General features: G+C 55.6%; 21 protein-coding genes. 8 read left to right on the top strand and 13 right to left on the bottom strand.

Going from position 1 to position 24487, the window contains the following annotated elements; translation table 11 throughout:
* Positions 1-2 precede the first annotated feature (2 nt).
* Positions 3-1076, top strand: a complete 1074-nt coding sequence (locus C7G41_RS28755) for a methionyl-tRNA formyltransferase (RefSeq protein WP_106945679.1) — start codon at positions 3-5, stop codon at positions 1074-1076.
* On the top strand, positions 1069-2544 hold the full coding sequence (locus C7G41_RS28750) for an MOP flippase family protein (protein WP_158268043.1): 1476 nt from the start codon (positions 1069-1071) through the stop codon (positions 2542-2544). Before C7G41_RS28755 ends, C7G41_RS28750 begins: the two co-directional genes overlap by 8 nt.
* A 157-nt stretch (positions 2545-2701) precedes the next feature.
* On the opposite strand, the gene C7G41_RS28745 is transcribed toward C7G41_RS28750, so the two are convergent.
* Positions 2702-3850, bottom strand: a complete 1149-nt coding sequence (locus tag C7G41_RS28745) for a glycosyltransferase (protein WP_106945677.1) — start codon at positions 3848-3850, stop codon at positions 2702-2704.
* A 370-nt stretch (positions 3851-4220) separates the two neighbouring features.
* Between C7G41_RS28745 and C7G41_RS28740 the strand changes: the two genes are divergently transcribed.
* Positions 4221-5426 carry an O-antigen ligase gene (locus tag C7G41_RS28740; RefSeq protein WP_146159814.1) on the top strand — a complete coding sequence of 402 codons (1206 nt, stop codon included), beginning with the start codon at positions 4221-4223 and terminating at the stop codon, positions 5424-5426.
* A gap of 83 nt (positions 5427-5509) precedes the next feature.
* On the opposite strand, the gene C7G41_RS28735 is transcribed toward C7G41_RS28740, so the two are convergent.
* The 11 genes from C7G41_RS28735 to C7G41_RS28680 form a co-directional block, all read right to left on the bottom strand.
* Complete coding sequence (locus tag C7G41_RS28735) at positions 5510-6154, bottom strand: DapH/DapD/GlmU-related protein (RefSeq protein ID WP_106945675.1); 645 nt, start codon at positions 6152-6154, stop codon at positions 5510-5512.
* A gap of 24 nt (positions 6155-6178) precedes the next feature.
* Positions 6179-7291, bottom strand: coding sequence for a glycosyltransferase family 4 protein (locus tag C7G41_RS28730; protein WP_106945674.1), 1113 nt, complete (start codon positions 7289-7291; stop codon positions 6179-6181).
* Entirely contained in the window at positions 7288-8025 is a 738-nt protein-coding gene (locus tag C7G41_RS28725) for an FkbM family methyltransferase (protein ID WP_146159813.1), read from the bottom strand. The genes C7G41_RS28730 and C7G41_RS28725 overlap by 4 nt, the downstream gene beginning before the upstream one ends.
* A gap of 72 nt (positions 8026-8097) precedes the next feature.
* Positions 8098-9021, bottom strand: coding sequence for a glycosyltransferase family 2 protein (locus C7G41_RS28720; RefSeq protein WP_106945672.1), 924 nt, complete (start codon positions 9019-9021; stop codon positions 8098-8100).
* 49 nt (positions 9022-9070) lie between these two features.
* A complete protein-coding gene (locus C7G41_RS28715; RefSeq protein WP_158268042.1) occupies positions 9071-10240 on the bottom strand; it encodes a glycosyltransferase in 1170 nt (389 codons plus the stop codon).
* 43 nt (positions 10241-10283) lie between these two features.
* On the bottom strand, positions 10284-11435 hold the full coding sequence (locus C7G41_RS28710; RefSeq protein ID WP_106945670.1) for a DegT/DnrJ/EryC1/StrS aminotransferase family protein: 1152 nt from the start codon (positions 11433-11435) through the stop codon (positions 10284-10286).
* On the bottom strand, positions 11432-12337 hold the full coding sequence (gene rfbA, locus C7G41_RS28705) for a glucose-1-phosphate thymidylyltransferase RfbA (protein ID WP_199198667.1): 906 nt from the start codon (positions 12335-12337) through the stop codon (positions 11432-11434). The genes C7G41_RS28710 and rfbA overlap by 4 nt, the downstream gene beginning before the upstream one ends.
* A gap of 1025 nt (positions 12338-13362) precedes the next feature.
* Complete coding sequence (locus C7G41_RS28695) at positions 13363-15783, bottom strand: polysaccharide biosynthesis tyrosine autokinase (RefSeq protein WP_106945668.1); 2421 nt, start codon at positions 15781-15783, stop codon at positions 13363-13365.
* A 56-nt stretch (positions 15784-15839) separates the two neighbouring features.
* Positions 15840-16451 (bottom strand): hypothetical protein, encoded by a 612-nt coding sequence (locus tag C7G41_RS37460; protein ID WP_158268041.1) that lies wholly within the window; start codon positions 16449-16451, stop codon positions 15840-15842.
* Between the two features lie 220 nt (positions 16452-16671).
* Positions 16672-18150 (bottom strand): O-antigen ligase, encoded by a 1479-nt coding sequence (locus C7G41_RS28685; RefSeq protein WP_199198661.1) that lies wholly within the window; start codon positions 18148-18150, stop codon positions 16672-16674.
* A gap of 183 nt (positions 18151-18333) precedes the next feature.
* Positions 18334-19548, bottom strand: a complete 1215-nt coding sequence (locus tag C7G41_RS28680; RefSeq protein ID WP_106945666.1) for a polysaccharide biosynthesis/export family protein — start codon at positions 19546-19548, stop codon at positions 18334-18336.
* Between the two features lie 221 nt (positions 19549-19769).
* On the opposite strand from C7G41_RS28680, the gene C7G41_RS28675 reads away from it, so the two are divergent.
* The 3 genes from C7G41_RS28675 to C7G41_RS28665 all read left to right on the top strand — a co-directional run bounded on the left by C7G41_RS28675 (position 19770) and on the right by C7G41_RS28665 (position 22206).
* Positions 19770-20420, top strand: a complete 651-nt coding sequence (locus tag C7G41_RS28675; protein WP_106945665.1) for a hypothetical protein — start codon at positions 19770-19772, stop codon at positions 20418-20420.
* Positions 20421-20492: 72 nt separating this feature from the next.
* Positions 20493-20777 carry a hypothetical protein gene (locus C7G41_RS28670; RefSeq protein WP_106945664.1) on the top strand — a complete coding sequence of 95 codons (285 nt, stop codon included), beginning with the start codon at positions 20493-20495 and terminating at the stop codon, positions 20775-20777.
* Positions 20778-20916: 139 nt separating this feature from the next.
* Complete coding sequence (locus C7G41_RS28665; protein ID WP_106945663.1) at positions 20917-22206, top strand: hypothetical protein; 1290 nt, start codon at positions 20917-20919, stop codon at positions 22204-22206.
* Between the two features lie 28 nt (positions 22207-22234).
* Here the strand turns inward: C7G41_RS28665 and C7G41_RS28660 are convergent, their stop codons facing one another.
* Positions 22235-22855: a transglutaminase-like cysteine peptidase gene (locus C7G41_RS28660; protein WP_106945662.1), complete on the bottom strand. Its 621-nt coding sequence runs from the start codon at positions 22853-22855 to the stop codon at positions 22235-22237.
* Between the two features lie 182 nt (positions 22856-23037).
* Here C7G41_RS28660 and C7G41_RS28655 point away from each other — a divergent pair, with 182 nt between their 5' ends.
* Together C7G41_RS28655 and C7G41_RS28650 are read left to right on the top strand one after the other, a co-directional pair.
* Positions 23038-23775, top strand: a complete 738-nt coding sequence (locus C7G41_RS28655) for a metallophosphoesterase family protein (protein WP_106945749.1) — start codon at positions 23038-23040, stop codon at positions 23773-23775.
* Between the two features lie 61 nt (positions 23776-23836).
* Positions 23837-24487 carry a hypothetical protein gene (locus C7G41_RS28650; RefSeq protein ID WP_106945661.1) on the top strand — a complete coding sequence of 217 codons (651 nt, stop codon included), beginning with the start codon at positions 23837-23839 and terminating at the stop codon, positions 24485-24487.

The following is a 24487-nucleotide window of genomic DNA, read 5'->3' as shown; positions in this document are numbered from 1 at the left end:
GCATGACAGGTCTCAATAGCAAATACGTCATTCCGGTACATCCAACGACGCATGATTCGATCACATCCGAGCTCCAAAAGCGGCCGGCCATTTTGTTTTGCGGTCACAGGTCGAGATTTGGGTTGGCTCATGCCGGTCCGGTTCGAGAAGCGTTTGATCTCAAGGCGGTCGTCGTCGCCGACGCGCCACGATGGCGCATATTCGAAGAACGGATCGGCGAACGGGCACACTCCGGGCCTGGACTTCAAGTCGCCATCGCGAGAGCCCGAGCAGCAGCCCAGCACTGGCGTTGTCTCAACAGGCTAAAACGTGAACTGGGCTCCGCCAGGCTAATTATAACCCACGATGCTAATAACCGGGAATGGATCGCGCAACTTGATCGACGGTATTCGGGAGCCACGATACTGTGCGCCGCCTTTCCTCAAGTATTCCGATCTGACTTTCTGAATACTTTTCCTCGCGCGATCAACTTTCATCCGTCCCTACTACCGCGATATCGAGGCGCGCATCCGCACTATTGGGTACTTGCAAGGGGGGAAACCGAAAGCGGCATAACGGCGCACTACATCGACAGCAGAATTGATGCAGGTGATATTCTTGTTCAAACCCCATTCCCTATCTCGGCATACAACTACGAGACGTTGTACCGGAAAATTGTGCACGAGGTTCCTCCACTTGTGCATCGCGTTGCAGCGTTCCTCGACGATCCGCATTCGCGGCCAATAAAGCAAGATGATGAGTGTGCGACTACATTCAGAAACGACCGGGACGTTCATCATCGCATTCTTTGGAAAACAATGACGGCTGTCGAGATCTACAACCTGATCCGGACGCATACCGCAACTTGCGATTTTCGCGGCAATACGATCTCGATAATGGAAGCGCATACTTCGCCAATTCAACGCGCTCCGGGTTCAATTGGTCCTGAACCAGGTACCATCGTAAATGCTACCACGAATGCGATTACCGTCGCAGCAAAGGACGGATGCATCGAAATCGATTGTCTTCTTGATCATCGCGGCCGCAAAATCTCGAACAAACGGCGCTGGCCAAGCGTTGGAGAGACGTTTGGCTGATCAATCCGACCAATCTCAGAAAACATCATCCCTTCGATCGATCGCTGTCGATGGCGCTAAATGGACGAGTGCTGCAAGCGTTGTCAACACCCTCGTCCAAATGGGACAATTTATTGTCCTGGCTAGACTACTAAGTCCTTCTGACTTCGGGATTGTCGGGATGGCTGCTGTATTTATCGGATTTGCACAAACCTACCTCGACATGGGCATGAGCAGCGCCGTCGTGCAACGCGTGACCAACACCCGCGAGCAGCTGTCGTCTCTCTATTGGCTCAACATTTTCACCGGATTAGCCCTTTTCATCATCGCGGTTTGCGCAACGCCGTTCATCGCCCACGTCTATGCTGAGGACCGTCTGTATCGATTATTCCCTCTTTGCGCGCTGTTGTTCGTCATCGCTCCGATTGGCGCTCAGTTTATGACGCTGCTACAAAGAGAAATGGAATTTCGCACGATCGCGAAAATTGAAATTGTTTCGACAGCACTTGGTACCCTTGTCGCCATCGCCTTGGCCATCCAAGGATTCGGGCCGTTCTCTCTTGTTCTTGGCCAGCTTACGAGCGCATCTGCCACTTCCCTCCAGCTCTTGGTATCCTGCTGGAAGCGTTGGGCCCCTTCTTTCACGTTCGGGTTACACAATCTGAAAGGCTATCTCGGCTTTGGCCTTTATCAAATGGGCGAGCGCACTCTCAATTTTATCGGATCGCGGATAGACCAACTCCTCATCGGAGCGATGTTGGGATCGACGGCACTCGGTTACTACATGATCGCCTGGAATTTAGTGATTATGCCTGTTGGGAGGATCAATCCCATTCTTACGCGAGTGGCATTTCCAATTTTCTCGAGACTGCAAAACGATAGCGAATCCCTTAAACGAGGTTATCTTCTGGTTATCCGCATAGTAGCGATCGTAAACGCCCCTCTTTTGCTGGGCTGCGCAGCAGCGGCCACCAATTTCATACTGGTTGTGTACGGGCCTCAATGGCTACCCAGCGTTCCGATTTTGATGGCGTTGTGCGGGGTTGGCCTGATCCGCTCGATCGGCAATCCGATAGGTACATTGCAGCTTGCGAGAGGAAGAGCCGATTTGGGCTTCTATTTCAACTTTTGGATATGCCTTCTCCAACTAATAGGAGTGATAGCTGGACTGGCGCTGGGCGGAGCGCTCGGAGTTGCCACTTCGCTGCTAATAACACACGTTATTATTCTGGCCGCCGTTTATTATTTCATGGTTCGCAAACTTATTGGCGACTGCTTTTCTGAATTCGCGTTCAGCTTCACCCCAGCTATTTGTCATGCTGCCATAATGGGGCTCCTGGTGGCTATGTTACCAATATTCTTCTCGACATCCTCGGCATACGTTGATCTCGCGATTCAAGTAAGTTTTGGAACTGCCGTATACACCTCAGAAATTCTTCTCTTCCCGGCGAACCGGCGAGTGTTATCAGCGCTTCTAGCTCGTGCATAGCGATCGCCTAGGGATAACGGAAAGAGAGAGCAAGTTGGAAGCAACTTGAATGATATTCATCGGCACCGCGCGACTGCAAACTTCTGACCACTTGGCACCAGCCCGCCCTTCAGAAGGTGCAAGAAAATACCATCCTTGAGACCGGGCGCAGACAAATTTAAGGTCGTTCATACAGGTCCGCTAACCGCTGCCCCTGCCGAATGGAATTATATTCAGCCTCGATATGAGCCCGTATCTCGCTCAACATCGCGGGCCAACTAGCTAGGTTTGTGGTAAGCCATCGCAGGCATTCGATGATACCCTCCACATCCCGCTCTGGCGCAAGTAGTGGTGTGCTAGACGCACCCAGAACATCCGGAATGTCGCAATGAGTAGTGCTAATGACAGGCATGCCGGTGCTCGCCAATTCAATGATTGTCACCGGCGCTCCTCCCTCGCTGTCGCCGTCACGCGCAGTAATGCTTGGCGAGAGGAACACGTGATGGCTGAAGGCCTCTTCCATCAGTCGCGCGTGCGGCTGATAGCCCAGCAGTCGCACAGTTGAACCTAGGCCGCCCTCTTGGATTACGTGCAGAATTCGCCGTTTCTCGGGCGAGAGTTTGCCGGCCTGAGCGTCTCCGACAATTGTAATCTCCAACGGAAGCCGGTTTCTGAATACGCTTAGCGCAGCCAAAGCATAGGGCAATCCCTTCTTTTCGGTGAAGCTTCCGGCGAGCAGCACACGGAGGGGAGTACCCGGCACCCAGCGGCGTGGCCTAAAATCGCTTGCTCTCAACGGCACGCCAAGGTGCTGAATACGTAACTTTTGCGGCGGACAACCGAGGGCCACAATGCTCTGTCCCATAAATGGGCCTTCGCACAGTACAGCGTCAACCGCGGCAAACATTTCAGAGTAGCGCTTCCGCCAAATGGGTTCGAGCCGAGGTAGCTTGCCGACATCGTAGCCATAGAAGCTAACGACGTGACGCGCCCCTATCTTTTTTGCTGCCCGAACATCAGACCAACCGGTGGGACCGAAATGCGAATGCACAATGTCAGCCCGAAGCTTCCGCCCGACATCAACTAAGAGACCCGATCGTCGGCGCAACCCAAGCTTGCGCACAACCCTATTCCCCCAGTAGCGCGGCGAACCACGGCCCCCCAAGCTATGGATGTGTTCCGCCGGGAACTGATCCAAATTTTCGGTACTATCGCATACTACATGCCCCTCGACGCGATCGCGGGGTAGACTGGAGAGCTGCGTGTGCAACCAGGTTTCTGTCTGCGGGAGCCAAACCGGGCAGCTATGAATTACCTTAAATACCATAACCAAGACCCAGGGCTGCTAGCTAATCATAGAGTTCGTCAGAATCAGGCTTGGAGCAATATAGCAAGCGGATCCAACAGAGAAGCGAGGCGAACGACTGAGTGGGATTGGCCAAACGCCGTGAACTCAGCCTCGACAAGTGCTCTCTTTCGTTCTACAACCCTGCCGTTCCAAATGTCGTCTGCCGGTAACCAAGATTGCAGGTCTCCCCACCGGCCGCGGAGTTTGGAAGCATGCACTCCCTGAATTTGATACATGAGCTAGCGTAGCTCGGTAGACTTCGCTTCGGTCTCAGACCGAATGAGCTCAACTCCATCTAACCGGGTGGACCCTCGGTATGCCTATCCTAATAACCCAACGCGCCGCCAAAATGCGGATCGCAGCCATCTGGGTCTCGATCAGTTTTGCCCTAATCAGCAATGTAATTCCATTTTTTCGCGGCGAGAACGCGGATGACGCAGAACTGGTTTATGAGACCGCGCGCTCTTGGCAATTGGCTGGCCTTTTAGCCCTAGTCCTTGCAGCCGCTCTGCTTGGGCGTTTCCGAGTAGTCAAGACTCGCGCCTTTCTTTTCGGCGTTAGCCTCGCTTTGTATCTGGTTCTCAATTCCTCATTGTCCGCACTGCCCGAGGTGTCGCTGACTTACGCCAGCATCTTTATGTTCATTTTGTTGCTGATCAGCATGCTCCGACTAGAGGCGATCGACTGGTTGCGCATCTTTCGTATTACTTCCCTCGTACTTGCACCGATGCTCATATTTTTTGTCGCCACCAAGCAGCTACAGGACCGTTACGTCGGCGCCATCCACCCCAATATTATGGGAACCTGGATCTTCGTGATCGCCGTTCTAGCCGCGGCGTGGGCGAGTTGGGTTCGGTGGCCGATCTGCGGCGCTGCAATTGCAATTGGAGTAATTGTTGATTCCAGGTTCTCCGTGCTGGGCTCAATCCTATTTATTGCAGCGTTCTGGGTTTTCAGCGCCAGTCACTCTCCACGCAAGGCACTGCTTGCCGTTATTGGCGCTGCCGTAGTCATTGCGGTGCTGTCGGAAACACCCCTGGTCGGCTTTATTGCAGGTGAAGGCGAACGCTCCCTCACGGAGGGCGGGATTAGTGGTCGGACCGAGCTTTGGGACGCAAGTTATGCGCGCATTTTGGAGCATCCCTTGCTTGGCTCCGGATTTCGCGCGACGGTCGAAGCACAGCTCATATCTCATAGCGGTCTCCTGACGCTGATCGAGGAGTTGGGCTTGATTGGTCTAGTGCTTTTTGCGGTGCTGATCGCGCTACGGTCGATGGAACTCTTTCAGACGGCTCGATACTCTCAGAGCCCCGACACCAGGCACCTTTCGTCGATTCTCTTAGCTGGCCTCATAGCGAACGCTGTTCCGTTCGCCTTCCAGCCGAACTATCTAAACTTCGGCGATCCTCTGGGACTCCTTATGCTGATGATACTCTTCACCAACATTCCAGCCCCTGCGTCTTCGGCTATCGCTTTGAGCGAACGAAATCGTGCAGCATTTATCGCTAGCGCTCCGCCCACCACTCACTACGCGAGAGATGACCTCTCGCCGTAGCGCTCATCTAGTTTTAGATCCATCATTCAACGGCTGTTTGATAAATTCTGCGTCACCTGCAACCATACGACAGCCCACCGGCACTAGTAAATATGCCCGTTCTCCCGGCGGAAGTAGCCCTCCTCTCCGGTAAGATCCTTCGTGCGACGCGCCGGCACCCCCGCCCACAACCCCAACTCCGAATCAGTCGACTTTGTCAGAACACTTCCCGCAGCAACGATGCTCCTGTCTGCAAGTGAAACGCCCATCAAGATGACCGAATTGCTGCCAATCAAGCAGCGGTCGCCGATTTTTATGCCGCCGCAACTCTGCTGCGAGGCGCGATAGTCGATGCCATGAGTGATGATCGAGCTCCGGTACCCGGCAATGGTGGTAAAGTTACCGATCTCGACGCTGTCCGTGCAGTCGAAAATATGGCGTGATGTGATGCTCGAGTCGTCTCCGAGCACGAGTTCTGAACTGCGCTCGAAGTCGCGAAAATAGCGAGGATCCGTGTTTCCACCAGTAATCCAGTTAAATTGACCAATCGACGATCTGGCACCCATCCTGAGCGCCATGTTTCCTTTGATCACGTTCATATGGCCTATGCCGGCGCCGCTTCCCACCGATAGGTTCGAGCACGTGATGAGTGAAAATCCGATCCGAGCATCCGCTGCAACGTCGAAGCCAAACACATGGCGATAAACGGCAATCTTTAATTTGCTCGGCAAGGGCGTCAAAGAGGCCATCAGAATTGTTCGCAGCAAGCTCACCTATCCGCCTCCGAAAACTCGATCGACGAACGTCTTCCAATTTCCACGACTTCGATATTCCTCGAATGCGCATTCGCAGAACTGGCGATAGGCGCTCCCGCTAAGGCACTCTTCGACCCAACGTGCGATCTGGTCCGGCTTCGCATCCATCGAAAACAGAAGTCCGCTTTCACCGTTCTTGATGATCGAGGTTATTCCGCCTGTCGCGCGTCCGATCATTGGAAGCCCATGAGCTGCACCTTCCCATAACGACATACCATAGGCTTCTGCAATCGATGGCATAATCACGAAATCGGACGCGAACATCGCATTCCTAAAGCGAACAGCGCCTTCATCTGTCCATTTGTTGATCCTGCCCAAAGCTTCAACTCTTTCAAGATTTGGTGGCGCGTCTCCAACTACCCTCAATCTTGCGACGATACCTCGATCGTTGAGCTTATTAACGATCGCTAGAGCGAAAGGCCCTCCCTTTCGCTCCCAATCGGAGGAGATCATTGTCAGAACAACGCTCTGGCGGCCCTTACGTCTATCGATTGCTTCATTGACCTGCGCCCAAGAGGGTTCATAGGGCAGATTGGCTCCGAAGGATTGTACGCTGCACTTCCTTGTATCGGCCCGATGAAGCTGAACTGCGCAATCCCGCGCCCACTCGGACGGGTAAACTATGTGATCCGCATTGCGGTGAGACAAATATTCTTGCCTATATCCCTGTTTCACATACTCCGCCGAAAGATTGCTAAAGTTCGGATAATAATTTGCAATTGCCCCAAAAGGGGCGTCGTTGCAGTAGATAAGCTTTGCAGATGAACTTAGATACGTCGGGATGATCTGGCTCGGCGAAAAAATCGCATCCGGCTTCTCGCGCGCCAGAAACGCATTGGCTCTCCATGCATACTCTTTCAAAGACAGCCATTCCCGTTCAAGATGATGCTCCGCTCCCAAGACCGCATGCAACAACTTCTTCGGCCCCAACAGTCGACGCGAAACATTGCTGACGGGAAAATATTCCACAACTTCGAAGCGCCGCTTTAGTTCGCGCAATATAGAGAAGGGGCGACTTGACTGGACGGCCGGATTAGAGGCGTCATACTCGTACAGGTACGCTAGCCTCACCGCTCTACCTCTTCGGGATGATTGCGGCTAAAAAGAAAATCGGCCTGCAAACCTAGTCCATCCTGCTCAAACATGTTGTAGATGCCCATGATTCCAAAACCACGTGCTGCAAGATACGCGATAACATCGGCGCTATTCGGAGCCCCCCGATAAAATGGACGGTTTGTCAGCTCAATAATCCAGTAGTCCACATCGTCCACAATCTCCCCAAAGCCTCGCAGCACGTTCAGTTCGTAGCCCTGTACGTCGATTTTGCAGATGACGGGACCGGTCAGAGTGGCAGGATCTATGATCTGGTCGAATCGGCGGACTGCGACCTTCAGTTGACCAACATTTTCAGTCCCTGGAAAAGTTTTTCTTTGGAGGATCGTCTGCTCGAGAAGTGACGAGCTATCGGCCGAGGAAGACACGTGAAAGTGTGCGCTTGCATCTTGATCGCCCAGCGCCACACCATGCACCGTCAGGTTCGAAAAACCCGACATTGCGTAGTGCAGTAACGATCTTTCCGATGCCAAAGGCTCAAACGCAATTACATTGGCTTTCCGATGCCATTTGATCGCTTCAAGAATGAACTGTCCCCTGTTGGCCCCGACATCAATAATCGTTCCCGCGGATGGAAGCTTTTTGAGTACATGGGAATGTTCGAAAGAGGCAGCAACACCGCGCATTAAAGCACGACGTTCCCGACCACTGCCGAGCGCACGGGCCGCCTTTCTTATTTTGATGAAATTCACAGGCTTTGCCTAATCTGGGGATTGTGGCGCTACGATATAAATAAGTGACATATCGAACACATTCCCTCCAACCTATTTCAGGTCCGAGACGTCATAGCCGGTCAAGCCTGCAAGTTCGCGCACCGCCTCCTCTCTATTGGTGGCACTAGAAAGAAGTTTTTCATATTCCATAACTTTAGCTCCCACCAAAAACCGATACCAAAAACCCTGCAAGAGATGATAAACGAGGCCCTCTCTCCCGTCGAGAAAACCGAGCCTAATCACATAACGATAGAGGAAATATCCGGTCACACTGAGCCAAAACGGACACCGGTTATAGATCTTCTCTTTCGTCCAGCGCTTGATTGCGGCTTGAGCCGAAACTGACTTCGTCGTCATCCGGACGTCGCCGACCCGTAACCCGTATTTTTCAATCAAAACATCCATTGCCTCGCGCGTCGCGTACCGATTATGTTTTGTCGTAAAAAACGTAAGGTCGTTAAGATTGCAATCAGCGAAGCCGCCATCTATCACGACGGCCCTCCCGCTCTTCAGGACCATATGCTCGTCCATCCAGCGGTCCTCAATTTCTGCGGCACCTCTCCGCCAAACCCGCAATAGAACTAGTGGATACCGTCCGCCGTGCCGGATCCAGCGACCCATAAAGATGTGCTTGCGCTTCAGGTTAATCCCAGTGACTTCAGGTGGAAGCAAGGGCAGCTTTGCAGCCAGTGCACCCGCAAGATCTGGTTCGACTATTTCATCCGCATCGAGCCGCATAACCCAATCGGCCTGTATCGCCGCATTGTTCAGCGCCCATTGAAATTGTTTAGCGTAGTTGACAAACGGATGCGTCAGCACTGTCGCCCCCTCTCGTCGGGCAATGTCAACCGTTCGATCCTGAGATCCTGAGTCGATAACGAAAACTTCACTAGCAATCGGTCTAACCGATTGTAGCGACCTAGCAATATGCTTGTCTTCGTTGTGCGTAAGCACAATGACCGCCAATGAAATCATGTTCGCTTCAAATCGAGTTGGCCGAAGGTGAACGGACAATGGATGAGGGTCACGCGCACCGCTCACCCCTGCTCCCATTCACGACGTCTTGGTATTGCTTCGTTAGGCTGTCAGCACGGCTGCGCCAGGAAAAATTTACTCCGAGCCAATCGCGCGTTTCTTGAATTCGAGTTGAGGGTGTCCATCTTCCGCTCAGGGCATCGGCCAAACCACGGTAGAAGGAATCCTTAGTTGGCTCGACAATCATCGCGCGACCACTTTGTGCAAGCTGGGCGTGGAAGTTCATTCCAGTCGTTGTGATGAGAGGCAGACCATATGCAAGGGCCTCGAATGCTGCAATGCCGAAATTCTCGGAATAGGTTGGAAGGACGAAAAAGTTGGAGTCGAAGAACGCGTCGTCCTTTTCTTGCCCCATCAAATGTCCTGTAACGGCCATTTTCCTCTTGAGATTTGGATCATCGGCTGCCGCATGGACTTCACTCTTCATGTCGTCGTCGATCGGCCCGCACAGAGCCAGGAATATGTGATCGGATTGGCCAGCCAGGCGTCGGAATGAATCGAGAAGGATATCAATCCCCTTCTTGCGGGTGATCCGCGATAAAAAAAGCAAGACGGTTGCGTCCGCGTCAATCTTATATCTGGCGCGAAATCTGCCCGTCGGGCTGCCGATCGGTATGCTGTCGGTGTCCACCGCAAGAGGCTCGACGAACGATTCTCTCCAGATCTTTCGCTCGCAAGCTAGCCGCTCCTGTTCGCTCGTGAAGTGCCAGGCACTCGCGTTCCGGATCACGCGATCGTGGTAGACAACATCAACCAAAACGTTTCTGAACTTATGCTTAGCTCTCACGGCCGGATCCAGAGATCCATGAGGCGTGAAGATAGTTGGAATGCCTTCCTTTCGGCAAAACTTCGCAGCCGCGTACGTCGCGTATTGATAGGATCCGTGCAGCACGAAAAGATCGAAATTGCGACCACTTTCCTGAAGATAGCCTTGAAAGTCGGGCAAATATCGAAACTTGCCCGGTCCGCTCGTCGAGAAATCTCGTAACGCCGCGCCGGTTCGGTACAGCGGTGCATCGGGCCCCAGCCCGGTTCCCTTTCCCGTGAGAATTGTGCAGTCATTTCCCAAGAGACACTGCCACCGAGCAATCTCCAGCACTGCCACGGTCGGGCCGCCGCTTTCAGGAGATAATCCCGAGATCACATGCGCGATTTTCAATTCATTCCCCAACTTCGACCTTTGTAAACCCCAGGTTCCTTTCTTACTTTGTCACGACCGAACGGACTGCTTCGATAACGTCCGCAACGTCACGATCCGACATCTTCGAGGTAAGCGGAAGACTAACTGTCTGCCTACCAATTCTCTTGGCATGAGGATAATGATCAGGATTCCACCCATATCGCTCCTGGTAGAAAGGATGCTCCGGAATACTTAGGTAATGAACTCCAACCCCGATCTTTTTATTTCGCATTTCAACAAGAAATTCGTCACGCGAGATCCCTGCCGCTTCCTCGTCGATTAGAAGAGTGTAGAGATGATAGGCGTGGCGCTCATCCTCCTCGATTGGTGCGGGACGACCAACAGAGAGGTCGGCGAAGGCAGCTTGATACTGGAGCCAGATTTCCTGCCGACGGTTCCAAAACTGATCGACCTTTCTAAGCTGCTCGATACCAATCACCGCCTGCAGGTCCATCATGTTGTATTTGTAGCCCGCCTCCACAACCTGATAATGGCGGTACCCGCTAGCGCCGAACCGATTCCAGGCGTCGTGGCTCATCCCGTGCAGGCTAAGCAGTTTGACGCGCTCGTGGTCGAGCGCAGCCGAAGAAATGACCATGCCACCTTCTCCCGTTACAATATTCTTTGTGACGTAAAAGCTGAAGCAGCCAAAGTCACCGATAGTACCTGCTTTACGCCCCTTGTACTCGGTTTCGATGGCGTGAGCGCAGTCCTCTACTATTTTTAATTGGTGGCGAGCCGCAATCGCTAATATCGCGTCCATATTCGCCGGTCGTCCGGCAAAATGAACCGGGACGATCGCCTTTGTTCGAGAGGTAACTCGTCGTTCAGCTTCCGTCGGATCTATATTGAATGTAATCGGATCGACATCGGCGAGGACAGGAACAGCCCCCAGGTGAACAATCACGTTGATAGTCGCGCAGAACGTCATCGGGGTAGTGACAACTTCGTCTCCCGGTCCGACCCCTGCAGCAAGGAGACTCAAATGTAGCGCCGCGGTACAGGAATTTACCGCCGCGGCATTTGTTGCACTCTTGTACGTGGCAAACTCCTTCTCGAATTGAGCCACCTTCGGCCCCGTGCCCAACCAGCCACTCTCCATAATCGACGTAAGGCCTTTAATCTCTTCCTGCGCAATGTTTGGCGCACCGAAAACCAAAAAGGTGTCTCTCATTCGCTTATGTACCTTTTCTCCGAGTGTACTAGCCTCAGAAGATACGCCCCATATTCGGTAGTACGCAGATCGTTGGCCAGCCGCAGCATTTGCTCTTTGTCGATTAGACCGCGACGATACGCCACCTCCTCGGGAGCTGCGATCTTCAGCCCCTGCCGCCGCTCGATAGTGGCCACGAAATTGCTAGCTTCAAGCAGAGCGTCGTGGGTTCCCGTATCAAGCCAGGCAATGCCACGTCCGAGCACGTTCACCCGGAGCGACCCGCGGGATAGGTACCATTGATTCATCGCGGTGATCTCTAGTTCGCCGCGAGCGGATGGCGCAAGCGAACGTGCAATATCACACGCCTGCTGATCGTAACAATACAGACCCGTGATAGCATATGACGATTTCGGCTTCAGGGGCTTCTCTTCAAGGCTTACCGCCCGACCCTGATCATCGAATTCGACAACGCCATATCGTTCCGGATCTTTCACATAGTATGCAAAAATTGATGCTCCGATTTCTACTGCAGCCAACTGTTGCATGGTATGGCCGAAGCTTTCGCCGTAGAAGATGTTGTCGCCCAAAGCGAGTATCGATGGGGATCCATTCACAAAGGATTCTCCAACAATAAACGCTTCGGCAATTCCTCTCGGTTCTGCCTGAACCGCATAAGTCAGATTGATACCCCACTGCGATCCATCGCCGAGGAGACGCGTGAACTGCGCCTGATCGTCCGGCCGCGTAATAATGAGAATATCGACAATGCCCCCCAGCATTAGCGTACAGAGCGGGTAGTAGATCATCGGCTTGTCGTAAACGCACATAAGTTGCTTACTGACGCCACGTGTTGCTGGGTAGAGGCGTGTGCCCGTGCCCCCTGCCAGAAGTATGCCTTTAGCCTTCTTCGTCATATGCATGCCCGACATTTGATTTTAATCATCGCTCAACATACCGGGCGACTCAAGATTGCCTCTCAGGTAACCCTAACTCGTCCAGAAACTCATCGACCTTTTCCGCCGATAAGCCCAACGAACCCATTCCCGCAACGATTCGACTGCGATGAGAAAGTAAGTGCAGGGAACGCTTCCGGCTGACCGATACTTCCCCACGACGTCTTAAAATGGACGCGCTGGTTTGTCGCTTACACTTGGGACGGTAATCTCGTCCAAGCCCCTAGATCGCAATATTTTAGCAAACGTCACGCGATCGCCATCAGGCACTAATGCAATCCGATTCATCAATTGTTCACGAACCGCCCACCCCGGACCTACTAGGATATTCGCCGCGTCAAGATACAGACCTCCCCGAACGAGGTCCGCGAACTCGGCTAAAGCCCGGCCCTGCAGGTCCAGGGGCAAGGAGTTGAAGGAGCTCAGGACAAGCGGACTCCTTCGGACGGCGATCCACCCTTCGTTCGGACCAAGCTGATACGCCTGCCGCAGCATCGAGAGATCACGTGAGCTGATGCCTCCCGCAGCGGACTGACGTTGGAGCCAGTACTTAACGAGCCAAAGGAAAGAACCGGCTGGAAATCGTGCAAGAGCAGCATCCGCGGTTGTTGCGAGGTCAGCACTTGTCTCACTAAATTTGCTCTCGGCCAGTTTCAACCTGATCACGACGAGATCGTTAAAGGCGAGCGATCTAACACAGTTGAGGCAGATCCCGTCGACGCGCGCTCTGAGGCTGCTCAACTGGCGATCGCCATAACTCTCCCCGGTCAATATCCGTCGGGCACTTTCGGATAGATCCTGCTCAGCGAGGTAGGAAGGTACGGAGGAAGCTACCCAAGCAATCGAAAACAATGCCAAGAGAGCGATGAGGGTTCGGACAGCGGCAGACCAAGAAAATCGAAATAGACCGGAGCTTACCAGCGATTTAGTTCCGAAGATCGAAACTTTGCGGGAGCCACCCTGCTCAATATGCTCTCCCCCCATCGAGTGTTTTAGCCCGAATAGCCGTATTGGCTGCCGTAGTATCGCTGATAGTACCCTCTGCCATAGTAAGCCTCGTAACGTTCCAGAACCCGAACATCTGCTTTGTTCAAGATCACTCCAAGCAGGCGGTCATGAATTTCCGGAGCGGCCTTTAGATGGTTTTGCACAAGATTCGCGCGCGTCTTCCCCCATTCAACAACGTACAGGTAGCCATCGACTATTCTCGTAGTTGCACGAACGTCGACGACGGGTGCCATAGGAGGAAAGTCAATTATAACGTAATCGTGGGTGGTTCTAAGGCGCTCAACAAGGTCTTTAAAAAGTTCGGACGCCAACAGCTCGTCCGAATGTGCAAGGCGTGATCGCAATACAACCGGCAGGAAATTCAAGTTAGTCTGGGCATCACGATAGAGGGATTGCTCTAAACTAATTTTGCCTTCCAGCACCTCCAATAATCCCTCCTTGGCTCCTGGCGACAGCGACCGCGTGAGCGTTGGATTCTTCAGATCGCCGTCCACTAGCACTACATGTTTTCCAGCGTGAGCCATCAGCTGTGCGAAATTTGACGCAACCGTTGACTTACCTTCCCTTGGGACTGTGGAGGTAATTCCTATGACGTTCCCACCTTGGCGTGCGCCACTGATCTCTACGGCAATCTTTACCGAACGGAAGGCCTCAGCAAATGCAGTGAGAGGATGATCCACAACGTGGCGCATTTCAGCCTTGGTTCCGGCAATCAGCTTATCTTTGACGGACGCCTCGCCGTGAACAATGCCGCTCTTCTTAAGCGCGTCACGCTTCTGATCTGATATTGTTAGATCGAGATTGCCAGACGCGGCCGCGATGTCGGTTTCCCGGGCCGTTCTCGGCAATCGGCCGCCAGCCAGCGTACGCCCGCCAAAAAATCTTCGCTTATCAGAGCTTAAACGAATGCTCTCAAGGAGGGGCAATACGGCAAGGCAGTTCACATGCAGAAGAGTTTCGACTTGTCGCGTCGTACGAAAAGCTCGATCAAACGCCTCGCGCACGGTCGCCGCAGCAAAGCTGAGAATGATACCAACTACAGTGGCGATTCCGAGTATCGGGAGCGGCAACGGAAAGCTCTTCTGTTGAGGAGCTGTCGCCTCAGAAATTATTCGAGCTTCCGTGATGGGAAAAGATTGCTGCTGGATGGCCTCCATATAGCGCTGAAGGAAGCTATCGTAGAGCTTCTGATAAACTTGCGCCGTGCTTTCGAGATCACGAAGCCCCAACCGATCCCGGTTTAACGCCTGTGAATTCGAGACTAATCCGGACAAACTTCGTTCGAGTCCGTCGACGCGCGACTTTGCGATTTCGGAGTCACTTTTGTAGCTTAAAGCTATGCGGCCCAGCTCGTCTTGAATAGAGCGCCGCAACTCATTCATTTGAGTGCGGAGGTTGACCGCAGCCAAATGGCTCGATCCGTACCTGGCGGACCAAATTGCCTCTTTCGCAGCCAGATCTAGGTAGTTGTTTCGAAGTCGAGTTATTACTTCGCTGTGTAGAGAGTCGGCGACAGCAGCATCAGCAACGTCCTTTTGCATGACCTCATTTATTCGGTCCAAGCGAGACTTCGCCTCTTGTGCACCCGCGCGCGCCTGGCTGAGCTGCGTATTCAGTTCCTCAAGCTGTTGTTCACCCAGCAATCGAGAACTGCCACCGCCCAAAGACACGATGTTATTCTTTTCCTTGTAAGCCAGCACCGCCCGGTCAGCATCGGAAGCTTGCTGACGAAGTTCCCTGATACGGTCCTGAAGCCAGCCGCTTGCGCGCTTAGTCGCCTGATATTTGGCTTCAAGTTGATCAACGATGTAAGCATCTGCGAGATTGTTTGCGATAGAAGCCGCCCGCCCTGGATGCAAGGAGCTAAAAGCAATATCCAGGACATAGGTTCTACCAACGCGGGTGACGGCTCGCTTCGCAAGGAACGCAGCCAAAGCTCTGCGCGTTAAAGCCGTTTCTGATGGCGCTTCAACGGACCCAAGAAGTCCCATCACTTTGCCAACTAGGCCCGCGCCTTGGCCTACAAATTCCGGATCGCTTGTCAGCTTCAACTCTTTGATCACTGACAAACCGACTGTTTCAGATTTGATGATTTCGAGTTGGGTCTCCACTTGCCCCGAGTCGATCGGGGCGTCAGTTATCGGCGCATCTTGCTGCTGCAAGACACGAAGCTTGCTTGAGTCGATAAGGAGCTTCGCATGAGCGGTGTAGCTTGGGGATGCAGTAAACAGAAAGACGAGCCCGATTGCTATCGCGCAGCTCACGATGAACAGAAACAGGGGTAAGTGACGTCGAACGAAGTCCGTTAGTTGCTCAAGAAGCTCCGGAAGCGAAAATGATTCTCCAGGAGGTTCGGACAGCGAACCGGGCGCGCTTCGCCCAACGAGATTAAGAGGAACATCCATAAAAAAGCCCTGGCCGTTCGAAGCCGGCTCGAGAAAACGCCTAGATTACCCTGAAACTAGAACGGACTCACTTGGGAGCTGCTTGCTCCACCAAGCGCGCCCCCATCCGCCAAACCTGAGGATCGGGTGCTCGCGAAGCTGTTGCCCGCGACCGTGCTGCCGCTGTTCGACCCACCGGTCGGAGAACCTGCCGCCGTGGGACCGCCACCACCGCCGGCTCCGCCGCCGCCACCACCACCTGCCGCGGCAGTGCCGGTATCGCCGGCCGCTTCAGCGTAGGCCTTGGCAAATTCGGGAAGGCCCGCTTGGACCACGGAGCGTTGGACTTCACCGCCAAAGGCGGGATCATTGGCCGTAGCGTAAGCTTTGGCGACGTCGGCCAAGCCTTGTGCGATGGCTTTCCGCTGGTCCTCGTTGGCGGTTTTAGCCAGCGCGATGATTTGTGCGAGCGTATCCTTGTCCGAGCTCACGAGATCCGTGATCTGCTTGCGCAGGGCCGCCCCGCCGTTCGGAAATTGGCCGAGCAGTTGGTTCGGGTTTGCCTTGAAATCGCTGATCGTGGCCGCCGGGAGTGCCGGACCTTGTCCGGCTATCTGTGCATTTGCGACTTGCACCGAAACAAGGAGTGCAGCGCCAACAAGAAACTTCAGCCCGAGCCGCTTGGTCATTTCGCAATCTCCTTGACGGCAATGCCTGATCAAAAACCCGGAATCGCCAATCATCTTAAAAAAACCTGAAAGCACTATAGCGGAGCTGCGGCGAATAAAGAAGCCGAATGAATCCGGTGCCAGTTTGAGACAGGCCGTTGTTTCCTCTAGAGGAATTGCTGGTTGGCCGTCGGCGTCTGGTGGTTAGGTTGCCGTTAACTATAACTTCGAAAGATTAACACTAACGGCCTGATCGCGCTTGGAGATCTGCTTTTGAAGGTGGAGCGGCTGCCCGGTCGCCGCGCCGCTCGCGCTCGCGGTCGCGGACGTAAACGGCCTGGCCGAGCCCGAGCCCGAGAAGTGCAAAGAGGACAATCGAATAGCCGGCAATTTGAAGGGAAAAATCGATAGAGGAATGCAGGAGGCCAATCAGGCTAACCGCGAGTGCCGCGAGTGGTACCACCATGTCTCGGCGCGGCACCCGAACGCCTCTCGCCAGAACGAGGAGGGCGACGATCCACGCCACGCCAACCACGATGGCGAGAGGAATGCCGAGCTCGGAGGCAAACTCGAGATAGGTGTTGTGCGCAATGTCCCACCTTCCCTGCATCGAGATATCACTGCTGCGGTACGCCGGGAAGGCATAGGCGAAGGTCCCAAGCCCGGTGCCAAACCTCGGGTTGTCAGCGATGATCCTGAGGGTCGAACGATAGACCGAGAGGCGGCCGGCATCGCTCAACCCCTGCAGATCAATGCGACTGCTAACATTGCCGCCTAGCACCTGCAGCAGCAGGAGCGCGGTTGCGGCGCTCCCGGCGATCGCGCCGACAAAGCCGAGGCCGCGCGGCATGTCCGGGCCAAAGAAGATCACGAAGGCGATCACCATGACGCCGAGCGAGACCAGCACCCCGCCCCGCGAACTGGTCATGAACATTGCCGACAGGCAGACGAAAAACATCACAAAGCGGATCAGCACGTCCTTGTGGGTTTTGCGCAGCAGATGGTGCGGGACCCCTCTCCACTCGAGCTTCCCCGGTGGCAGGTTGCGCCGGATGGCGCTCATCAGCAGAACGAGCCACACCGCAGCGCAGGAGCCGAAGTAACAGGCGGCGGTGTTGCGGTTGATGAACGTTGCAGTGAGGTTGCCGAGATAGGCGGTCTTCTCCCGCCAGAGAATTTCGGTGGGATCAAACGCCAGGGCGAAGATGCCGTACAGAGCATAGACCGCCCCGGCCCAGGCCATCACCCGTACGCCGCGCCGGGCGCGGTCCGGATCAGCGCCGACGATCAGGCCAAGGACCATCGCAAGGACATTGGCCAAGGGATGGCCGAGCGCAAAGAATGGCTCGCCTCGCACGATGGAGACTGATGGGGTCAGCGGTTTCCCTAGCGCCTCCGAGGCTTTGGCCCAGATCGGGTTGAACTGGGCGATGAAGGGACGGTCTGAGAGCTGTTCGTGCAGAACGAAGCCAAAGCAGAGCAGCACCACGCCAAGCCCGGCTAGCAGCAACAAATGGCCTTTGAGGAGGCGTCGGGTCGGCGCCACAATGAGCCCTACGCCCAGGAGCGCGCACCAGCCGGCAACTGTAATCGGATCGCGGGAGCCAAACAGGAACGGGGCCCCGGCCAGCGCGGTGTAGAGGACCGCGGCTGCTAGGCTACTAAGGCTAAACCGCCTTTGACGGGCCTTGCGCGACCAGATGATCTGCCGGATTGACAACGTCGCTGCTGCTCAAAGGTGGGCCTATCACGACCAACATAGCCGCGTTCACAGCGAAAGCGAATGAACCCTAAGCTCCGAGATCGCCTTAGGCGGCAAGGCTGACGCCTGGGGCGAGCTTACCAAGGCAGGCCCGACCAAGCGAGAGTTGCCCCGTCTCGTGCCCTGCCCCTGAGCTCAGCCTCAGGGGATAGCCCTTGCGGAGTTGTAGAGCGCAATGCCATTGCCGCCGAGGACCGTGGCGTTGTTCGCAGTCGCCATGATCGCGTTGACCGAGGTCAGGAATTTGGTCACGTCAACGGATTCAGCATTTGCGACGAAAAGGATATCCTGGTTGCGCATCTGCACGTTGGTGGCCAGGAAATACCCGCTCGGATCGCGGAAGCTGGTGCTGAAGATCACCGGGATCAGCTCACCAGGGAACTTGGTGACATCGACCCCGAGCTGCTTTGCGAGCTCACGCGGTTCAAGCCGGTACAGGAAGACCGAGCCCGGATCCGCCTGGTTGTCCACCAGACCACCGGCCTTGCCGACCGCTTCGGCCAGATTGATCCGCCAGGCATCGAAGTTGAATGAGCCCTGCGTGCCGGTCGCCCCGAACGCAATGAACTTCTGCTGCTCCCGGTAGACATAGATCCGATCGCCGGGCTGCACAAAAATGTTGTTGGAGGGCTCGTAGACCAGGTTCGCAAACGGCACGGTTGCGCGGCGATCGCCCCGCTGCAGCATCACCCACGTCTCATAGCCCTGCCCTCGGATACCGCCTGCTCGCGTGATGGCATCGGTAATTCGGTCTTGGGCACCGTAGGCTGCCGCCGGATAACGGGCCGGCGTATTGACCTCCCCGAAGACGCTGATCAACGAGGTTCGCTGCTGCGACAGCGAGACCACCACCTGCGGCTCGATCGCCCGGTTCTTGATCCGGTTGACGATGTCCTGCTGGATTTCGCCATTGTAGCGACCCGCCGCCTTCACCTGCCCAGCATAGGGCACGCTGATATTGCCGTCATTGTCGACGGTCTGGTCGGGAATGGTGACGAAATTGCCTGGACGGACACCAGCCTCGGTCGGGATGAACAGACCACCGGCAGCAGCTTCGAAGATCGTGACGCTGACAACGTCGCCAATGCCAAACTTGATCTTGGACGGTGGCACGTATTTGTCGGGGAACACGCCCGAGAGCCCGCGCGGCTCGAAACGGCCCACCATCGAGACCGTTTCAGGCGTAAGCTTGACCACTGCGTACGGCAGGTGCGAGCCCTCGGCCGGCGCAGTCGAGTCGGCGTTGGCCCGGAGCTGGTGCGCATAAGGTCCTGTGGTCGGCACCCACGAACAATCAGCAAGCCCGACCGCAAGCATCAAAAAAACAACGGCTCTGGCAATCCGATCATAATGCATCAATTTGTCCCGTCTATCACCCTAATCGTTAGGTGAAGCCGGGGTTGGGAACAAGCCGGGACTGCCGATGCCGCAGCGATTGCGATGCTGTTGCGCCAAAAATACAACATCCAGAATTAAGCCGACAGAAAGGGGAATCTGCTTGTTTGTACAAGCTATTGTAATGATTTCTTAACCATGAGAATGAACCAGCTAAGTTGTTACTTACAGGTTTCAGGACAATGCTCGCACGTTCTTCCTTTTTTCCCTTTGTTGTTGTCCTGGTGCGAATCGCGGCTGGCTACGGGCTGCTGAGTTGCGGTGGGGTATCGGCCGAAACGTCAGAACGAACCCAAACCTTTGAGCAGTGCACGGCGATGGTCGAAGACCGCGCGCGTCTGGCGTGCCTCAAGGCTCTGCTTTCGCGAACCCCCGCCCCAACCGAACCGCCCTCCACCGCCCAAAACACCGAATCCTCGGACAATTGGCCGCTGATCCGCACCCCCAATCCCAAGGGTGGCCCAGATGCTCTTGCAATCACCCGGACGGCAGACACCTCAAAGTCCGATCCGGATCTCGCCGGCCTGATAGTGCGCTGCCAGGACCAGCCTGGTCTCGAGGTCCTTTTGGCCATGGTGCGGCCGCTCCCGCCGAAGCGCAAGCGGGAGGTCACGCTGGGACTGGGAACGGCCAAGCCGGTCCTTCAGGCCGAAATCTCTGAGACCGGCACGGCTCTCATTTTGCCAATCGACCCCACCGCGCTCACGTCCCAACGTGAGCTTACCGTCGGAGTGGAAGACCCTGACGGCTCGATCAAGGGCGTGATCCCGCTCGACGGCCTCTCCCCGGCCTTGGCCAAACTCTCGGCGACCTGCCGCTCCTCCCGCCCATAAATACGCCGAATTGTTGCCATTTTCATGATCGGCTTAACTGAATTTTAGACGGCCACCGCGGATTGTTACTGCATGGCCATGATCCTGATTTTCAGCACCCTTTTTGGCGCCGTGCTTGGCACCCGCTTCAGGGTCTTCATTTTATTCCCGGTGATCGCCTGTGAGATGTTGATCGTGGCTGGCGGTGCCATGATTATCGGCTCGGGTTTCGCATGGTCTGTCACGCTCGCCGCAGCATGCGCAGCCGCCCTGCAGCTTGGTTATTTGGGGGGCGTCGCAACACGCTTCCTCATGATTGCCGCCCGCCTGCGCACGCTTCGCGGCGAGCCCGCTCCGAACCCTCAGCCCCGCCGTTAATCGGCGTTCGCGATTGAGAGACCCTCATTCGAAATCGGCCAGTCGGGGCACTGCCGTTGCTCGACCCCGTTCGCCTCGTTGCAACGCGAAGTTTATGCTGTATCGTCAGGCCATGTTTAAATCGAACTGAGCCAGCCTTTTGTCGATAGCTTTCAGTCTCCTGCTCATTTGCATCGTCTTCGCAGCAGGAACAGCAATTCAGGACAATGCAGCCTCGCAGTCGCTGCTCGCTTTGTTCATAGCCGCAGCGCTTGCATCGATCGGCGTTTCCACGCGGGCGGCAGATGTTAAATTCGCGGGCCAGGTCACCAAGGGTCTTAAGCTGATCGCCGCCATCCCAGCGGGCTGGATGATCCTGCAGATCCTGCCGACCCCGATCGGTGCTAACTCGATCTGGTCCTATGCAAATCAAGCCCTGGACCGGCAGGCCTGGGGCCACATCAGCTTAGATCCGGGCAGAAGCCTGGGCGCTGTCGCCTGGTATATCGCCAACATCGCCCTCATCGTAGTGAGCTTGTTCGCCACGATCGATCGCCGGCGCGCCGAGCTCGTCTTGTTCGTGCTGACGGGGGCGACCGGCCTCACCACAATCGGACTACTGATCGCAAGCTTTGGGCTGCTTCCCGGCGTCAGCGCGGAACACGCTCCGCCGCTCCTCAGCGCTTTCGGCGCCCTCGGGGTCCTGTTCGCTGTCACAAGCGGCGCGCGAGCTTTCGAACGTTTGAGCAAGAGCGCGAAAGGCAGCTCACGGCCTACCGAAATCCTCCTAGCCTTCCTTGCAAGCGGCGTCGGGCTGGTGTGCTCCGCGGCTGGCCTTGCGGCGAGTGCCTCGCTGAATATGGGTCTGATCGTCTTCTTCGGCATTGCCATATTCGCCTCAGCGCAGATCGTCCGTCGCATTGGCCTGGGAGGCTGGGCGATCGTCACGCTCGCAGCAACTCTGACGCTGGCAGCGGCCATGATCTTCGTCTGGCGCTATGATCCAACTCGGCCGCTGTCGCCCTTCTTGCAGTTTGCCGGCACATCGTCAGCCGATGCATTGTCCGCAGCGCAACGCATGTTGGCGGATAGCGGCTGGCGCGGCACCGGCGCCGGGACCTTCGCTAAGACGCTGCCGCTTTATCAGGAGCTTGGCGCGGGTGGCACTCCGCCACCAACAACAGCATCTGCTTTGGTCATCGAATTGGGTTGGCCGATTGCTATCGTCATCATCATTTCGGCCGGCTGGCTCGCGATCACCCTTTACCGCGGCGCACTGGAGCGCGGCCGGGATTCGTTTTATCCCGCCGCAGCCTGCGCCTGCACGGTTGTGGCCGTCGGACAGGCGTTCTGCGATGCGACCCTGCTGAACTCATCCATCGCTGTCATCATCGATGTAACTATCGGATTGGGCTTGGCCCAAAGCGTAAGCCGTCGCGAAGGCCCTTGAGGGCTGCGCTTCGGCTGCCGCTCGCAACTCACACCTTGCGGCTACCCAGCGACGCCCAGTAGTTGGGATTCTTCGAGGTCTGCATCCGCACCCAGCGATACGGTGCGCGCGTCCAGGGACGGATTTGCGGCGTTAGATTATCCAAAACCAGGTCTGCAGTCGAGGCACGGACCACCAGCACAAGATGATGCTCCCCCCACGTCGTCACGACCTCGCTCAACAGCAAAGCCCGCGCCGGCCAACCACGTTTGAGCAACTCTGCTCGCTTGGTCACGGCATAGTCGTTGCAATCGCCGCTCGTGGGCCGGATTAGCCACTTCTCTCCGGCAACCCCCTCGGTATTTGCTTCGGGTACTATGGCCGAATTGACGGCTTTGTTGATCTCCTGAAGATCGTCCCAACGCTGCTCGGTCAAACGCACCCGGCCACCGCGAAACAGAACGTGTTCCGTCCTGCATTGGTCCGCATAACGCAGGCAAAACTGGGTGAAGGCGATCGGCGGCAGCGTATAGTTGCCGAGCGAGATGCGCTTGACTGCCGTTCCAAGCATGCTCGGCAGGCCAACAAAGCCTGCGACAGCTGTTCTGGCTCCCCCTGCAACAGCAAGCGTGGCTGCGACTGCAAAAATCCACCTCGAAACGGATCGCATTTGCTAGGCTCCCCTTTTTTCTCTAAGGGAATCTAGGGCACAACGTTTTAGATCCGGCTCGCTGGCGACTGCGCCTTTAACCGAAATGTGAGTGGTCTCGGCGTTAATTTGTTAACCATTCCGTCGGTGCTGACCCGCGATGTTAAGAAGTGCAGCTGAAGCCGGATGAAAAGCTCTGTTTCATGTTTGGTTTGTCACGATCACGCAAGGCACCGAAACCGCGATTGCCGGACGGAATCCGCGTCTATGCCTTCGGAGATATTCATGGCCGCGCCGATCTGTTGGCGGACATGCTGACTGTGATCGATGCCGACCTGGCGCGAAGCCCGGCGCCTCGATCGATAGAAGTATTCCTTGGAGACTACATCGATCGTGGGCCGTATTCGAACCTCACCCTTGATCTGCTGATTGAGCGGAGCCAGAGGCGGGAAACGGTCTTCCTTAAGGGAAATCACGAGGCCTTCCTCCTGCAAGTCCTTAATGAGCCCACGGGCTACGCTGCCTGGCGACAATTTGGCGGGGTACAGACGCTGATGTCCTATGGCATTCGACCTCCCCTCAACCCGACTTCGGCAGAGCAGACGGAGTTGATCGAGGCGCTGAAGGAAACCATGCCTCAAAAGCATTTGGAATTCTTGAGAGCGTTGAGACCCTCTTTCGTGTGCGGTGATTTTTTCTTCGTACACGCCGGCGTTAGGCCGGGAATACCGCTCAAAGAGCAGCAGGAATCAGACTTGTTGTGGATTCGCAACGAATTCCTCGACAGTGAAGACAACTTCGGCAAGTTCATCGTTCATGGCCATACCCCGGTTCGCGAACCGGATATCCGCTCCAACCGCATGAATATCGATACCGGCGCCTATGCAACGGGCAATTTGACGCTTTTGAGCATACAGGGTGCCAGCATGCTTGCGGTTTGAGGCGATCGTCTTCAAGATCAGGATAGGCATCCGCCTGCACTCCCTCGGAAGATGAATTTCCATGAAGGCCATTTGGCAGTTCCGATCCTTTGTTGCCGTGACCGCGATCGTTGTTGGAGTCTTTGCGCTGTCCGATCTTGCGGCAGAGTTCGTACGCGCCACTCCAACGGAATCAACCGCGGCTCGGCGCCCATCGTCTGACCTGCTGTCGCAATCGGAACGAGCCGCGTCCATTGCGCCGTTTCGATCCGATCTGAAGTCGGAATACGCGTTGGCTCAGGCAGCTCAGACACTCGACAGTAACGGCAAAAATGACGTCAACGAGGTAGACCGCCAACTGAAGGAAGCCCTTGTGCTCGCTCCGCACGATTCACGTATGTGGCTGGCGCTTGCCATGCTGGAGGCCAGGGCCAAAGCTGCGCCCCGCCGCATTGCCGAAGCACTGAGGATGTCCTATCTCACGGGGCAGAATCGCGCAGAACTTATACCGAGACGTCTGCTTAGCGTAACCTCCGACAACTCTCTGAGCGATCCGGAGTTGGGGGAACTTGCACGAGGTGACGTGCGCGCAATCCTCGCTCGGTTGCAAGACCAGCGCCCTTTGTTGGCGAGCACCTATGCCAGCGCCTCCGTGATCGGCAAAGCATTCCTGCAAGACAGCGTCACGGCGATCGACCCGACCGCTCTCGATCTCCTGAACAGCAAGAAATAG

This window comes from Bradyrhizobium sp. MOS002 (assembly GCF_003020115.1).
Classification (GTDB): domain Bacteria; phylum Pseudomonadota; class Alphaproteobacteria; order Rhizobiales; family Xanthobacteraceae; genus Bradyrhizobium.
This window is presented reverse-complemented; position numbering and strand designations above follow the sequence as displayed.